Origin of the sequence: Nocardia otitidiscaviarum, assembly GCF_007362295.1 — a bacterium.
GTDB classification, from domain to species: domain Bacteria; phylum Actinomycetota; class Actinomycetes; order Mycobacteriales; family Mycobacteriaceae; genus Nocardia; species Nocardia otitidiscaviarum.
In genome coordinates this window covers 3,523,720-3,538,177 of the sequence record NZ_CP041695.1, presented here as the reverse complement: position 1 = coordinate 3,538,177, position 14,458 = coordinate 3,523,720, and the positions used below count along the sequence as shown (strand labels likewise).

At 69.4% G+C, this 14,458-nt stretch carries 16 protein-coding genes; 13 read left to right on the top strand and 3 right to left on the bottom strand.

Going from position 1 to position 14,458, the window contains the following annotated elements; genetic code table 11:
* Nucleotides 1-9 precede the first annotated feature (9 nt).
* From FOH10_RS15610 to FOH10_RS15590, 5 genes are read left to right on the top strand one after another with little or no spacing between them, the layout of a single operon-like run.
* Complete coding sequence (locus FOH10_RS15610) at nt 10-201, top strand: ferredoxin (protein WP_244962004.1); 192 nt, start codon at nt 10-12, stop codon at nt 199-201.
* Between the two features lie 55 nt (nt 202-256).
* Nucleotides 257-481, top strand: coding sequence for a biotin/lipoyl-containing protein (locus FOH10_RS15605; RefSeq protein WP_228814695.1), 225 nt, complete (start codon nt 257-259; stop codon nt 479-481).
* A gap of 5 nt (nt 482-486) precedes the next feature.
* Nucleotides 487-1,941 carry a carotenoid oxygenase family protein gene (locus tag FOH10_RS15600; protein ID WP_143981261.1) on the top strand — a complete coding sequence of 485 codons (1,455 nt, stop codon included), beginning with the start codon at nt 487-489 and terminating at the stop codon, nt 1,939-1,941.
* Complete coding sequence (locus FOH10_RS15595) at nt 1,938-2,948, top strand: NADP-dependent oxidoreductase (RefSeq protein WP_143981260.1); 1,011 nt, start codon at nt 1,938-1,940, stop codon at nt 2,946-2,948. The genes FOH10_RS15600 and FOH10_RS15595 overlap by 4 nt, the downstream gene beginning before the upstream one ends.
* A 44-nt stretch (nt 2,949-2,992) precedes the next feature.
* Nucleotides 2,993-4,591 (top strand): aldehyde dehydrogenase family protein, encoded by a 1,599-nt coding sequence (locus tag FOH10_RS15590; protein ID WP_244962003.1) that lies wholly within the window; start codon nt 2,993-2,995, stop codon nt 4,589-4,591.
* 218 nt (nt 4,592-4,809) lie between these two features.
* Here FOH10_RS15590 and FOH10_RS15585 read toward each other — a convergent pair whose 3' ends face one another.
* Nucleotides 4,810-5,331, bottom strand: coding sequence for a PadR family transcriptional regulator (locus FOH10_RS15585; RefSeq protein WP_143981259.1), 522 nt, complete (start codon nt 5,329-5,331; stop codon nt 4,810-4,812).
* Between the two features lie 57 nt (nt 5,332-5,388).
* Here FOH10_RS15585 and FOH10_RS15580 point away from each other — a divergent pair, with 57 nt between their 5' ends.
* Nucleotides 5,389-5,955, top strand: coding sequence for a hypothetical protein (locus FOH10_RS15580; protein ID WP_143981258.1), 567 nt, complete (start codon nt 5,389-5,391; stop codon nt 5,953-5,955).
* A gap of 41 nt (nt 5,956-5,996) precedes the next feature.
* The gene (locus tag FOH10_RS15575) at nt 5,997-6,464 is read left to right on the top strand and encodes a GNAT family N-acetyltransferase (protein WP_244962002.1); all 468 of its coding nucleotides are present in this window, start codon (nt 5,997-5,999) and stop codon (nt 6,462-6,464) included.
* Nucleotides 6,465-6,470: 6 nt separating this feature from the next.
* On the opposite strand, the gene FOH10_RS15570 is transcribed toward FOH10_RS15575, so the two are convergent.
* The gene (locus FOH10_RS15570; RefSeq protein ID WP_143981257.1) at nt 6,471-7,076 is read right to left on the bottom strand and encodes a TetR/AcrR family transcriptional regulator; all 606 of its coding nucleotides are present in this window, start codon (nt 7,074-7,076) and stop codon (nt 6,471-6,473) included.
* A gap of 97 nt (nt 7,077-7,173) precedes the next feature.
* Between FOH10_RS15570 and FOH10_RS15565 the strand changes: the two genes are divergently transcribed.
* From FOH10_RS15565 to FOH10_RS15540, 6 genes are all read left to right on the top strand, one after another.
* Nucleotides 7,174-8,055 carry a metal-dependent hydrolase gene (locus FOH10_RS15565; RefSeq protein ID WP_143981256.1) on the top strand — a complete coding sequence of 294 codons (882 nt, stop codon included), beginning with the start codon at nt 7,174-7,176 and terminating at the stop codon, nt 8,053-8,055.
* Nucleotides 8,052-9,083, top strand: coding sequence for a PDR/VanB family oxidoreductase (locus FOH10_RS15560; protein ID WP_143981255.1), 1,032 nt, complete (start codon nt 8,052-8,054; stop codon nt 9,081-9,083). The genes FOH10_RS15565 and FOH10_RS15560 overlap by 4 nt, the downstream gene beginning before the upstream one ends.
* A 21-nt stretch (nt 9,084-9,104) precedes the next feature.
* Nucleotides 9,105-10,565 (top strand): flavin-containing monooxygenase, encoded by a 1,461-nt coding sequence (locus FOH10_RS15555; RefSeq protein WP_143981254.1) that lies wholly within the window; start codon nt 9,105-9,107, stop codon nt 10,563-10,565.
* Nucleotides 10,565-11,425 (top strand): short-chain dehydrogenase/reductase, encoded by an 861-nt coding sequence (locus tag FOH10_RS15550; protein WP_143981253.1) that lies wholly within the window; start codon nt 10,565-10,567, stop codon nt 11,423-11,425. The genes FOH10_RS15555 and FOH10_RS15550 overlap by 1 nt, the downstream gene beginning before the upstream one ends.
* Before the next feature lie 46 nt (nt 11,426-11,471).
* On the top strand, nt 11,472-13,274 hold the full coding sequence (fadD11, locus tag FOH10_RS15545; protein WP_244962001.1) for a fatty acid--CoA ligase FadD11: 1,803 nt from the start codon (nt 11,472-11,474) through the stop codon (nt 13,272-13,274).
* A gap of 70 nt (nt 13,275-13,344) precedes the next feature.
* Nucleotides 13,345-13,590 (top strand): hypothetical protein, encoded by a 246-nt coding sequence (locus FOH10_RS15540; protein WP_029924932.1) that lies wholly within the window; start codon nt 13,345-13,347, stop codon nt 13,588-13,590.
* A gap of 72 nt (nt 13,591-13,662) precedes the next feature.
* Here FOH10_RS15540 and FOH10_RS15535 read toward each other — a convergent pair whose 3' ends face one another.
* Nucleotides 13,663-14,355 carry a DUF5753 domain-containing protein gene (locus FOH10_RS15535; protein ID WP_143981251.1) on the bottom strand — a complete coding sequence of 231 codons (693 nt, stop codon included), beginning with the start codon at nt 14,353-14,355 and terminating at the stop codon, nt 13,663-13,665.
* Nucleotides 14,356-14,458 lie beyond the last annotated feature (103 nt).

Below are 14,458 nucleotides of genomic sequence, written 5' to 3'. Positions count from 1 at the left end.
GGGGGAGTCGTGAAGGTAGTGGTGAGCCGGGACCTGTGTGTCGGGCACGGACTGTGCGAGGCGGTCTCGGACGAACTGTTCGCCGTCGGCGACGACGGCGTGACGCGGGTGCTGCTCGCCGAATTATCCGATGCGCAAGGCGAACTCGCGGCGCAGGCGGTGGCCGCCTGTCCCAGCCGCGCCCTGCGCCTGGAGCAGTAGAACGGTGCGGACCTCGGGTCCGGTGAATGAAAGCGGAAGTCGTATGGAGATCAGGATGCCCAAACTCGACGTGTCGATGACTGACGGCACCTTTCTCGGCTGGCTGGTGCCCGACGGCACCGCCGTGACCGAGGGGGAGCCGCTGTACACGGTGGGCACCGACAAGGTGGAGACCGAGATCCCCGCCCCCGTCGGCGGCGTACTGCGCTACGGCGCGGTCGAGGTGGACGCCGACTATCCGGTGGGCACCCCGCTGGGCGTGCTGGAACGGGAGAGCTGAACACCATGGTGGGCACCGGATATCGCGAAAGCCCCTTCCTCACCGGCCATCACCGGCCCACCCGGATGGAGGTGGACGCCCCCGACCTGTTCGTCGAGGGCGAGCTGCCCGACGATCTGGCCGGGGTCTTCTACCGCAACGGCGCGGAGCCGCTGTATCCGCCCACCGACGAGGACTACCACTGGTTCGACGGCGACGGCATGGTGTACGCCTTCTTCTTCGACGGCCGCCGGGTCTCGATGCGCAACCGCTGGGTGCGCACCGACAAGCTGCTGCTGGAAATGAAGGAGGGCAGAAGGCTTTTCGGCGTGCACGGCAACCCGGCCAGCACCGACCCGCTGGCCGTCGGCACCCGGTACAGCACCGCCAACACCAATGTCGTCCTGCACGGCGGCAAGCTGCTCGCGCTCATGGAGGGCGCGCCGCCGGTCGAACTCGACCCGCGCAGCCTCGACACCATCGGCGAGGAACACTACGGCGGCGTGGTCACCACGACCTTCGGCGCGCACCCGACCGTGGACCATGCCACCGGCGAGCTGATCAATATCGGCTCCATCGCGCGCCGCGGCGGCACCGCCCCCGAATTGCGCTACGACATCATCGATTCCGGCGGCACCCCGATCGTCACCGAAACCGTGCCGCTGCCGCATCAGAGCATGCTGCACACCTTCTTCGTCACCGCGAACCACGTGGTGTTCCCGGTGACGCCGCTGGACGTCAGCCTGCCACGGGCCATGGCGGGCGGGCCGATGGTGGCGTGGGATCCCGACCGCCCCACCAAACTCGGGGTCATGCCCCGGCGCGGCGGGGCGGACGACGTGCGCTGGTTCGAGGCCGCGCCCCGGCACATGATGCACCAGGCCAATGTGTGGGAGGAGGACGGCCGCATCGTCGCCGATGTGGCGGCCGCCGAGGGCACCGCGCTGTTCCCGGACGTCGACGGCCGCCGCCGCACCCACCGGGAGACGCGACAGAGCCTGCGGCGCTGGGTGATCGACCCGGCCGCACACACCGACGTGGTGCGCGAGGAGATCCTCAACGACCGCGACATCCAGTTCCCCCGGCCCGACGACCGCCTCATGACGCGACCCAGCCGCTACGCCTTCGCCAACAGCAACCTGCACTCGGTGGACGGCCGCGCCGACGGCATGGACTCGGCGGTGCGGGTGGACACCCGCACCGGGGCCGAGGACATCTACCACTTCGGGGACGGGGCCGCCGCCGGTGAACTCATCTTCGCCCCCCGCGTCGGAGCCACCGACGAAGTGGACGGATACGCACTGACTCTCGTCCACGCGGCCGGTGCCGCCGACACCGAGCTGGCGGTGTTCGCGGCCGGTGATCTGGCATCCGGACCGTTGGCCCGGGTGCGGATACCGTTCGCGATTCCGAGCGGGTTCCACTGCAACTACTACAGCGTCGACAGTCCGCTGTATCGGCAGGCGCTGGGGGCACGATGACACGGTCACGGGAATGGCGGCTGATCGCCCGCCCGCAGGGCGAGCCGACACCGCGCGACTTCGAACTCGCCGACGTCACGCTGGACGAACCGGGGCCGGGGCAGATACTCGTGGCCAACGAGTGGCTGTCGGTGGACCCGTACATGCGCGGTCGCATGAACGCGGGCCGATCGTATATGCCGCCCTTCGAACTGGGCCGGGCCATGTCGGGCGGGGCCGTCGGCACCGTCACCGCCTCGCGCGCGGCGTCGATTCCGGTGGGGGCGAGCGTGATCCACTTCGCGGGCTGGCGGGAATACGCCGTCCTCGACGCGGGCGACGCGCAGCCGGTGGATGTGCGGCGCTCCCCGGCACAGGCGTATCTGGGCGTACTGGGCGCGACCGGGCTGACCGCGTATGTGGGGCTGACCGATATCGCGGGGGTGCGGACGGGCGATACCGTCTTCGTCTCCGGAGCGGCGGGCGCGGTCGGCTCGGTGGCCGGACAGATCGCCCGCAATCTGGGGGCCGCCCGGGTGATCGGCTCGGCGGGCGGGCCGGACAAGTGCGCGCGCCTGCTCGACGACTTCGGCTTCGACGCCGCCATCGACTACCGCCGCGGCGATCTCGCGGCCCAGTTGGCCGCCGCCGCACCCGACGGCATCGACGTCTACTTCGACAATGTCGGCGGCGAACACCTCCAGGCGGCGCTGACCGTCCTGAACGACTTCGGGCGGGTGGCGCTGTGCGGTGCGGTCTCGGTGTACAACGACACCGACCCGGCTCCGGGGCCGAGCAATCTGCATTTGGCCACCCGCAAGCGAATCACCTTGCGCGGCTTCCTGGTCGGCGACCACACCGCACGAGCGGGGGAGTGGGTGCGCACCGCCGCGGGCTGGCTGGCCGACGGCACCCTCCGCGCGGAGGAGACCGTCGTCGAGGGCATCGACCACGCCGTGGACGCCTTCCTGGCCATGATGCGCGGGGCCAATACCGGCAAGATGCTGGTGCGGCTGCCCCGCGCGTGACGAACCGGCAGATCCTGCCGGACGAACCGATCGAGGGGATTCCCGTGTCTGATACCGCCACACCCGACACCACCGGCCGCGCGCCCGGCACCACCGCTATCGACGTGCGCGATCCGGCGACCGGCCGCGTCGTCGGACGGGTCACCGACCACTCGGCGGCCGCGGTCGCCGAGGCCGTGCGGCGGCTGCGCGCGCGGCAGCCGGAATGGGAGGCCATCGGGGTGCGCGAGCGTGCGAAATGGCTGCGCGCATTCCAGGACTGGTTGCTGGACAACGGTTCCCGGCTCACCGAGGTGGTGCGGTCGGAGACCGGTAAGACCCGGTTCGACGCGGAGATCGAGGTGCCCGCCGCCGTCGATCTCGCGAAGTACTGGGCCGACCGCGCCGAGGGCTTCCTCGCCGACGAGCGGCCCCGGCCGCACAGTCCGATCGGCCTCACCAAACGACTGGTCTCGACCGTGCGGCCGTATCCGGTGGTCGGCATCGTCACGCCGTGGAATCTGCCGCTGCTCAACCCCTGCTTCGACGCCTTCGCCGCACTGCTGGCCGGTGCCGCCGTGCTCGTGAAGCCATCCGAGGTGACACCGCTGAGCGCGGTGGAGCTGGCGCGCGGCTGGGCCGAGATCGGGGCGCCGCCGGTGTTCACCGTGCTGACCGGTGGTGGCGACACCGGCCGCGCGGTGGTGGACACCGTGGATTTCGTGCAGTTCACCGGGTCCACCCGCACCGGCCGCGCCATCGCGGCCGCCTGCGCGCAGCGGCTCATCCCCTACAGCCTGGAGCTGGGAGGGAAGGATCCGGCCATCGTGCTGGCCGACGCCGATATCGACCGTGCCGCCGCCGGAATCGCCTACGGGGCGCTGTTCAACGCGGGACAGGTGTGCATTTCGGTGGAGCGGGTGTACGTCGAGGCCGCCGTCTACGACCGCTTCGTGGAGCGGCTGGTCGGCGAGGTGCGGGCGCTGCGGCAGGGCCGCGACGGCCGGTCGTTCACCCACGATATCGGTGCGATGGCGACCGCCGCGCAATGCGAAATCGTCACCCGGCACGTCGCCGACGCCGTCGCCAAGGGCGCGCGAATCCTATGCGGCGGCAACGCGTTCGGCGGCGGGCGCTATTTCGAGCCGACCGTACTGGCCGATGTCGACCACACCATGCTCTGCCTCACCGAGGAGACCTTCGGACCGCTGATTCCGGTCGTCGCGGTGGCCGACGAGGACGAGGCGGTGCGGCTGGCCAACGATTCGGTATACGGCCTGTCCGCCACGGTGTGGACCGGTGACCGCCGCCGCGGCGAACGCGTCGCCCGCCGCCTCGAGGTGGGGGCGGTGAATGTCGACGACGCCTTCGCCAATCTCATGAGCTTCGCCCTACCCATGGGCGGCTGGAAGGATTCGGGTATCGGCGCGCGCTGGGGCGGCGCGGCGGGAATCCGCAAATACTGCCGCCAACAGGCCATCACCGTCCCGCGCGGCCCCGCCCTACCCCGCGAGCCACTGTGGTACCCGGCCTCCCGGCTACGCTCCCGCCTGGTCACCACGCTGATGCGCGCCGTGGACGCCCGCGGTCGGCGCAGATTACCGATCCCCGCACGCCGAACCCGTCAGACCCTGACCGACGACATCGCGCGGTCGCAGCCATGACATCGCACTCATGGGTGGTTATCGCTGATATCGTGCGCCCTTGCGCATGGCCGCCGCCACCGCGTGCCCGAGTGTGCGGTGTGCCGACCGATCCGCGTGGTGCCGGGATGGTCAGCGGCCCCCTGGAACCGCATGGACGGTGATACCTGGTCTGCCGCGACTTCGGGTGGGCTGGAAGGACTTCGCCGCGCTCGCGCCCTGCGCGGTGCCGGGGTTGGCTACCGGTCCGGGTCGGGGAGTTGGGTGAGCGCCCACTGTGCCCACTCCCGGTTCATGGCGTGGAAGCGCTCGCCCCACTCCATGGCGATGCGGCCGTAGCGGGACAGGTCGCTGTCACTCCATGCGGTGGTCTCCCGCAGCGCGGACAGGTCGGCCTGCGCCGCGGCGGCGGTGGTCGCGATCTCGGTCAGATAGTCCCGGGCATGCTCGGGCACGATGCCGAGAAAGAAGACGCGCAGCAGCATGTCGTTGCGGTTGCGGCGCTTGGGTTCGGTGGTGGTGAGCCAGGTGCGCAGCTCGTCGCGTCCGGTCTCGGTGAGCGTGTACTCCTTGCGCCCGCGCGGTCCCTCGTCCGAGACGGCGATCAGGCCCGCCTCGGCCAGGTTGGCGAGTTCGGTGTAGATCTGGCTCTGCGTCGCGGGCCAGACATTGGCCAGGGATTCCCGGAAGCTGCCCAGCAGGTCGTAGCCGCTGGCCGGGCGTTCGGCCAATAGTCCGAGCAAAGCGTGGCGGAGGCTCATACCCCCACCTTACATTCCAGAGTTGACATGTCGAATCTGGAATATCATGCTGACCGGGTGGCCTACCTACGCACCTTCGCGCCCTGGATCGTCTACGCCGCCGTCCCGACGCAGTATTGGCGGTGGTCCGCACTGCTCGCCACGGGGATCGCGCTCGCGGGTATCGCCCACCAGCGCCGGGCCGGGCGCGGCTGGGACGCGCTGGTGCTCGAGCTGGGCTCGGCGGCGTTCTTCGCCGTGATCACCGTCGTCGCCTTCGCCGGCCCGGGCGCGGGCCTGCACGACTACACGCCGGCCCTCGCCAATGCGGTCTTGGCGGCCATCGCGGGCGTTTCGCTCGCGCTGCGCGCGCCGTTCACCCTGTCGATCGCCAAACAGTCGACGCCACGCGAATTCTGGGAGCAGGCGCTGTTCGTTCGCACCGGATACGTGCTCACCTCGGTGTGGACGGCGAGTTTCGCCCTCGGCGCGATCGCACTCGCGGCGCTCGCCCACGCGCCGGCGCCGCGCATCGTCGTGCAGGTGCTCAGCTTCGCCATCCCGATGGTGTTCACCGTGCGCTACGTCGCGCGCGTCCGGAATCGTGCGCGAACGCTCGCCGCCGGACCCGGCCCCCGCGCGTAAATCCGTTGAACCGGACCGCCGCCGTCGGATACGAAGAGCGCGTGACGGAATCAGACGCCGGGTCGGCGGTCGAACTGCGGAAACTCTGTGCGGACACGGTGTACGAGGTCTGCAAGCTCAGTACGACGCTGTCGGCGGAGCAGCGGAAGATGGTCGCGGACAACGGGATATCCATCGCGGAGGCGCACTTCTCGGAGACGGCGTGGTTTCGCGGCATCTACGTCGGCGACGAGCCGGTCGGCTTCCTCATGCTGGATCTCGGCATGGATAGCGAGGAGCCGGGAGTGTCGCTGTGGCGGTTCATGATCGCTGGGCCGCATCAAGGCAAGGGTTACGGCCGCCGTGCGCTCGAGATCGTCTTCGAGCAGTTGCGGGCGCGCGGGACCACGCGGTTCTTCACCAGCTACCGGGTCGGTCCGGGCAGTCCGGAGGGGTTCTACCGGGCGCTCGGCTTCGAGCCCACCGGCGAACTGGTCGATGACGAGATCGAGGCCGTGCTGCGCTGGTGAACGGCGTCAGCTCGGCAGGATCAGGGTGAGATAGGTACGGGCGAAGGCGGCCAGTTCCGCTTCGGAGCCGAGGTCGGTGGGTCCCACCGGTTGCAGGATGAGCGAGTGCACCACGCGGCACCCGACCTCCACCCGGGTGGTGAGGTCGGGTGGTTCGGGTAGCTCCCTGTCCCGCAACGCGTTGCGGAGTATCTCGGTGGTGGCGGCCACCGAGATGGTGAAGAAGGCGCCGCCCTCGGTGGTGAGTTGCGGCAGCAGTCGATCCGGTTCGACGGTGAGCAGCCGCTCCACCAGCGGGTGGGCGCGCCAGCGCGTGACCACCGTGACGAAGAGGTCGACGATGATATCGGCCATCTCCCGGTGCCGCGCCGGGATCTCGTGCAGTTCGGTGAGCAGCCGCTGGATCTCCCGGCCCGTCACCGCGCGGACCACATCGTCGCGGGAGCCCACGCGGCGGTACACCGTGACCCGGTCCACCTCGGCCTGCCGGGCGATGTCCTCGATCGTGGTCTTCTTGACCCCGACCCGGCCGAACTGCACGAGAGCGGCGTCGAGAATGCGCTCTTCGATGGAATCGGCCTTGTTTCCCGAGGTGGCGGCGGTGGAGGACATGGTACGACGCTAGCAGCGATCGACCCGTTTGCAACAATCGCGACCAATTTGTGGCTGCAACATTGCCATGAAGAATGTTGCACTGTACGGTCGGCTCATGGCTGATGACAGTGCAACGAGGCGCTCCTATCAGGAAGAAGCCCACGCCATCCACGCGCGTGACGTCCACTTCGATTTCTCGTCGGTGCCCATGCACTACATCCCGGGCGAGGTGCTGGCCACCCACGTCACCAATGTCATGCATCTGGTGCTGCCCGAGGGGGAGCGGGCCATGGCCGCCTGCCTCGCCGAGGCGCTACCCCATATCGACGACGAGCGGTTGCGCGAGGAGGTGGCCGGCTTCATCGGCCAGGAATCCATGCACGCCAGCAGTCACGAGGGCGCGCGCACCCACCTCCAGTCCATCGGCCTCGACGTGGAGTCCTTCGTGGCGAAGGTGGCGTGGCTGGTCGATCGCGTCCTGGGCGATCAGGGGCTCAGCGGCAGGGCCAAGGAGGAATGGCTCAAGGAACGGCTCGGAATCTTCGCCGGGATGGAGCATTTCACCGCCGTGATCGGCGAATGGCTGCTCGAGTCGACAGCCCTGGAGGCCGCGGGCATGCATCCGACCATGCTGGATCTGGTGCGCTGGCACGGCGCGGAGGAGGTCGAGCACCGCAGCGTGGTGTTCGACGCCTACATGCACGTCGACGGCGGTTACGGGCGACGGGCGCGCACCGGGCTGCTGGCGACCGGAATGCTGTTGCCGCTGTTCGTGATCTCGACCGCCTACCTGTACGGCAAGGATCCCAGCCCGGACAAGGGCGGCTTCTGGGGACGGCAGTTCGTGAGCGCGACCGTGCGGGGGGTGATCCCCAGCTTCACCACCTTCTTCACCGAGCTGCCGCGCTACCTGCGGCCGGGATTCCATCCCTCGCAGCTGGGGTCGATGGACAATGCCCTGCGCTACCTGGCGCATTCCCCGGCGGCCCGGACATGACCCGGGGCGATGTCGTCGCCACGCCGAGCCTGCGCCTGCTCGGCGTGGCCGTGGACGTCTACAAGCGGATCTTCACCACCCCCGCCATCTCACCGCCGAACCCGGTGCGGCACAGCGGGTTCGACCTCGATGTCGTGGTCGAGTCGGTGTGCATCGAGGCGGTGGACGTGGAGAGCTTCACCCTGGTGGCCGCCACGGGCGATCCGCTGCCCGCCTGGCGACCCGGATCGCATCTGGACGTCTTCCTCCCCTCGGGGCGACAGCGACAGTACTCGCTGTGCGGCGATCCGAGCGATCGCGACCGCTACCGCATCGCCGTGCGCCGCATCGCGGACGGCGACGGTGGGTCGCGGGAGATGCACACCCTGCGGCCGGGTGACGCCCTGCGCATCAGGGGCCCGCGCAACGCGTTCACCTTCGTCGAGACCGCGCCGTCGTATCTGTTCCTCGCCGCCGGAATCGGGATCACGCCGATCCTGCCCATGGTGCGGGCGGCCGGTCGGCGCGGACATCTGGTGTACACCGGGCGCTCGCGTGCCACCATGCCGTTTCTGGACGAACTGCCGCTCCACGCCGATATCCGGCCCGACGACGAATACGGGCCGCCCGATGTGCCCGCCGTCCTCGCCACCGCCGCACCCGGCGCGGCCGTATACGTCTGCGGCCCGCCGCCCGTGCTCGCCGCCGCGCAGCGCAGCTTCTTCTCGCTCGACCCGACGGGATCGCTGCACACCGAACGTTTCTCGGCGCTGCCGGTCACCGACGGCCGCGCCTTCCCGCTGCGCCTGGCGCGCACCGGAACCCAGGTCACGGTCGGCAGCCGAGAGACCGTGCTGGACGCCGTCCGGCGGGTCAAACCCGATGCCGTCTACTCGTGCCGCCAGGGTTTCTGCGGTACCTGCCGCACCCGGGTGCTGGCCGGGGAGATCGAGCACCGGGATCGGCTGCTGACTCCGGGCGAGCGCGCCGATCACATGCTGACCTGCGTCTCCCGGTCCACCGGCGGGCCGCTCGTTCTCGACCTCTGACCGCGAAAGGCATACGGTCTCATGACCACACACACCGAACACCGGCAGATCGCCGTGCTGGGGGCGGGTTTCGGCGGTATCGGACTCGCGATCAAGCTGCGCGAAGCCGGTTTCGACGACCTCGTACTGCTCGAGCGCGCCGATGAGCTGGGCGGGACCTGGCAGGCGAACACCTATCCCGGTTGCGCCTGCGATGTGCCGTCCCAGCTGTACAGCTACTCGTTCGCGCCCAATCCGAACTGGTCGCGCACCTACGGGCGACAGCGCGAGATCCTGGACTATCTGCGCTCGGTCGCCGAGCGACACGATGTGGTACGCCATCTCCGGCTGAACACCGAACTGCTCGACGCCCGCTGGGACGACACGGCATCGCGCTGGCGCATCGAGACCTCGCGGGGGCCGCTGACGGCCGACTACTTCATCTCGGCGGCGGGCATTTTCGCCGAGGCCAAATATCCCGCGATTCCCGGGCTGGAGAGTTTCGAGGGCACCACCTTCCATTCGCTGCACTGGAGGCACGACCACGATCTGACCGGGGAACGGGTCGCGGTGATCGGCACCGGTGCGTCGGCGGTGCAGTTCATCCCCGAGATCCAGCCGAAGGTGCGGTCGCTGACCGTATTCCAGCGCTCCGCGCCGTGGATCGTGCCCCGCCTGGATCGACCCACCCTCGGCCTGGAACGGCTGCTGCTGCGGCAGTTCCCGCTGGCACGCAGGGCTGTCCGCGGCACCTGGTACACGCTGATCGAAAGCTTCGGTCTGGTCGGCTTCGTGGACAATCGCTTCCGACATCCGTACGAACTGCTGGGGCGATGGCAGCTGCGCCGCCAGATCAGCGATCCCGAGCTGCGCGAGCGAGTGACACCCGACTATGTGATCGGGTGCAAGCGGGCCATCTTCTCCGACGCCTACCTCCCCGCGCTCGATCGGGACAATGTGGAGGTGGTGACCGACGGGATCGCCGAGATCCGGCCGCGATCGATCCTGACCCGGGCGGGGGCGGAGATCGAGGTGGACACCATCATCCACGGCACCGGATTCGAACCCATCCCGACCGCGTTCGACCGCATCACCGGGCGCGACGGCATCTCCATCGCGCAGCTGTACCACCAGCAGCCGCGCACCTATCTCGGCACGGCCGTGGCGGGATTCCCGAACTTCTTCTGCACCCTGGGGCCGTTCGGGGCCGCGGGCAATCAATCCGCCATCTACATGATCGAATCGCAGCTCGCCTACATCGTCGACGCGCTGGTCACCCTGCGCGCGCGGGGCGCGCGGCGGGTGGAGGTGCGGGCCGCCGCGCAGGACGCCTTCGTCGACGAAATGCGCAGGCGCAGCGACGATACCGTCTGGTTGACCGGAGGATGCCAGAGCTACTACACCACCCCCGAGGGCGGCAACGCGGGGCTGTACCCCAGTTGGAGTTTCGAATACCGCAGGCGCACGCGGCGATTCGACGTCGACGCCTACGAGGTGGCGTGATGCTCGAGCTGTTCGGACGAGTCGGCGCACCGCGGTTCGACGTGGCGGGCAAGGTCGTGCTCATCACCGGTGCGGGGCAGGGCATCGGGCGGGAACTGGCCGACATCCTGCATGCCCGGGGCGCGATCGTGGTCCTGGTGGACATCGACGAGGCCGCCGCCCACGAGGCGGCCTGCGCGCTGTCCGCGCGCGCCCTCGCGATCGGGGCCGACGTCGCCGACCGCGCGCGGATGAACCAGGTGGTGGCCACGGTGGTCGAGCGGCTGGGCCGCCTCGATGTGGTCGTCGCCAACGCGGGCGTCACCCCGGTGCCCGCCACCGTCCGCACCATGGACCCGGCCGATTTCGACCGGGTGCTGAGCATCAATCTCACCGGGGTCTTCAATACCGTGCACCCCGCGCTGGACCACATCGTGCGGGCGAAAGGCCATGTCGTGGTGGTGTCCTCGTGTGCCGCCTTCGCACCCGGCATGGGCGGATCGCCGTACATGGTGAGCAAGGCCGGAGTCGAACAGTTCGGTCGGGCGCTGCGGGTCGAACTCGCGGCATCCGGTGCCAGCGCCGGAGTCGCCTACTTCGGAATCGTGGAAACCGCCATGACCCACGACATGCTCGACGCCGACGACCTCGGCCGTGAACTCGACGAACTGCTGCCGTGGCCGCTCGGCGTACGGATCACCGCGGCGCGGGCCGCACGCGCCATCGCCGACGCCATCGCCCGCCGCGCCGCCCGCACCATCGCACCCGCCGGGTGGGAGCCGTACGCGCTGCTGCGCGGTGCGGTCAATGTCGTACTCGACAGCAGGCTCGCCGCGAGTTCGGCCGTGCACGAACTCGTTCGCGCCATCGAGCGCCGCTGACACCCTCGCGCGCACCGCCGTCGCGTACCTCTCCGAAAGGCCCCCAGTGAGCATCCCCCGTTTCGACACGCTGCCCGCGGCGTTCCAGCACACCGCCTCGATCGACCCGGACGCGGTCGCACTCCGCACCCCCGGCGACACCCGCACCATGACCTGGGGCGAGTACGCGCGCCGGGTGCGTGCGGTGGCCGCGGGACTGGCGGGTCTCGGCATCGGCCGCGGCGACACCGTCGCCCTGATGCTGACCAACCGCATCGAGTTCTATCCGCTCGAAGTCGGCGCACAGCATCTCGGCGCGACCTCGTTCTCGGTCTACAACACCCTGGCCCCCGAACAACTCGCCTACGTGCTCGGCAATGCCGGAGCGCGCGTGGTGATCTGCGAACCGCAATTCCTGCCGCGCCTGTGGGACAGCGGCATCGAACTCGACCATGTGATCTGCGTCGACGACGCACCGGTGGGCACCCTGTCGGTGGAACAGCTGATCGCCTACGGCACACCGGAATTCGACTTCGAGGCGGCCTGGCGGGCGGTCCGGCCGGAGGATGTCGCCACGCTCATCTACACCTCGGGGACCACCGGCAACCCGAAGGGGGTGGAGACGACCCACGCCAACCTCCTCTTCCAGGTCTACGGCATCGACGATGTGCTGGGCTTCCGTTTCGGCGACACCATCACCTCCTTCCTGCCCACCGCTCATATCGCCGATCGGCTCACCGCCCTCTACGTGCAGGAGGTGCTCGGCACCCAGGTGACCTGTGTCGCGGACCCCGCACGGATCGCGCCCGCGCTGGCCGAGCTGCGCCCCACGGTATGGGGTGCCGTCCCGCGTGTCTGGGAGAAACTGAAGGCGGCCATCGAATCGAAGGTCGCCAACGAGCCGGACGACCGCCGCCGCGGCGCCATGGAGTGGGCGCTGGGTGTGGCCGCCGCGCGCAGCGCCCACCAGCTGGCCGGAACGCCGATCCCCGCCGAACTCGCGGCCGAATGGGAGCGCGCCGACGAGCTGGTGCTGGGCGGCCTGCGGACCGCACTCGGCTTCGACCGGCTGCGCTGGGCGCTCTCGGGCGCCGCCCCCATCCCGCCCCAGACCCTCGGCTTCTTCGCCGGACTCGGCATTCCCATCGCCGAGATCTGGGGCATGTCCGAGCTGTCCTGCATCTGCAGCGTCAGCCACCCGCGTGACGCCAGGCTCGGCACGGTCGGAAAACTGCTGTCGGGCATGGAATCTCGCCACGCACCGGACGGTGAGCTACTCGTCCGCGGACCGCTGGTCATGCGCGGTTACCGCGGCCTGCCGGAGGAGACCCGGGCGGCCGTGGACGCCGACGGCTGGCTGCATACCGGCGATATCGTGACCGTGGACGCCGACGGCTACCTCACGGTGGTGGACCGCAAGAAGGAGTTGATCATCAACGCCGCCGGGAAGAACATGTCGCCCGCCACCATCGAGAACGCCGTGAAGGCCGCCACCCCGCTCATCGGCGCCATGGCCGTCATCGGCGACGCCCGCCCCTACAACACCGCACTGATCGTGCTCGACGCCGAATCGGCCGAACCGTACGCCCGCCGCCACGGCCTGCCCGACGCGTCGGCGGCCACCCTGGCCGCGGATCCCGGTGTGGTACAGGCGATCACGACCGGTATCGCGGCCGGGAACCAGCGGTTGTCGCGGGTGGAACAGATCAAGCGCTTCCGCATCCTCCCGCTGTTCTGGGAAGCGGACGGCGACGAGATCACCCTCACCCTCAAACTCCGGCGGCGGGCAGTCACCGCCAAGTACGCGACGGAGATCGACGAACTGTACGCACCCGAGCTCGCTCCGCATGTGCACGAACCGACCCGCTGATCCCCGTTTCCCGCCGCATGCCGTGGGTAGGACGACCGTAGGACGTGTCAGCGACAGAGGAGTATCGGATATGAGCAAGACCGAAGAGACGGGCACCATCACCGGCACCAAGGACAAGGACTACAACCTGATCTGGTTCGTGGAGGCGTCCCTGGACAATGCGCTGCGGTTGGAGACCTACATCAGCGATGCCGAACGCGACGGTGACACCGAGCTCGTCGAGTTCTTCCGCAAGGCGCAGAACGAGAGCCGCAAGGGCGCGCGGATGGGCAAGGAACTGCTCGCCTCGCGACTGTCGGACTCTTCCATCGGGTAGTTCGCCGGGTCGCGCCGCGGGGTCACGCACCAACGCACCGCCCCACGGGGTGGGGCGGTGCGTCGACGCCGGTCACACGCGTTGGATGGTGGCGGACGGCAGTGCGGTGGCCGGTCGTTGCGCGGTGAGGGCGGTGAGGAGTTCGCCGGTGTACTCCGGCGGCATGGCGTGCACGCTCAGGCGGTCCCAGATCACGTGGTAGGCGTCCAGATCGGCGCGGTCGTCGAGGCACTGGGTGCCGGTCGCATGGTGCAGGTGTACGACATCGCCCACATCCGGGCGCTCGAACCGGAAGATGGTGAACGGGACCGTGCTGATGGCCGGGCCGCCCACGTGATCCGGGACGATCTGCACGGTCACGTTGTCGCGGCGCGCCATGCGGGTCAGATGGCCCAGCTGGTCGCGCCACACCTCCGTGCCGCCGAATGGGCGTCGCAGCACCGCCTCCTCGATCGCCACCCACAATTTGAGGGGGGCGGGCCGATCGAGCAGATGCTGACGCCGCATGAGCAGTTCCACCTGCTGCTGGATCTGCGCCGTCGACGCGGGGCGGGCGATGGCGGCGACGGCATGGGCGTAACCGGCGGTCTGCAACAGCTCCGGCACCACCCCCGGCGCGTAGGAGCGCACCACCGATGCCGCCTGCTCGAGGGCGAGGTGGGAATCCGTGCGTGCGAGCCCGGGACGGCCGACCTTCACCCCCAATCGGTGCACCGGTGCGGGCTTCTCCTGCGGCCCGTTCCCCCCGACGGTGTGACCCCCCACGGCCTCGGCTTTGATGACGACTCCCTCCTGACATTTGGTGGATCGCGTAGGCGATTGTGCCACAAGGACTTTCAAGATTGCTGAGTCGAAGAATTCTGCAATT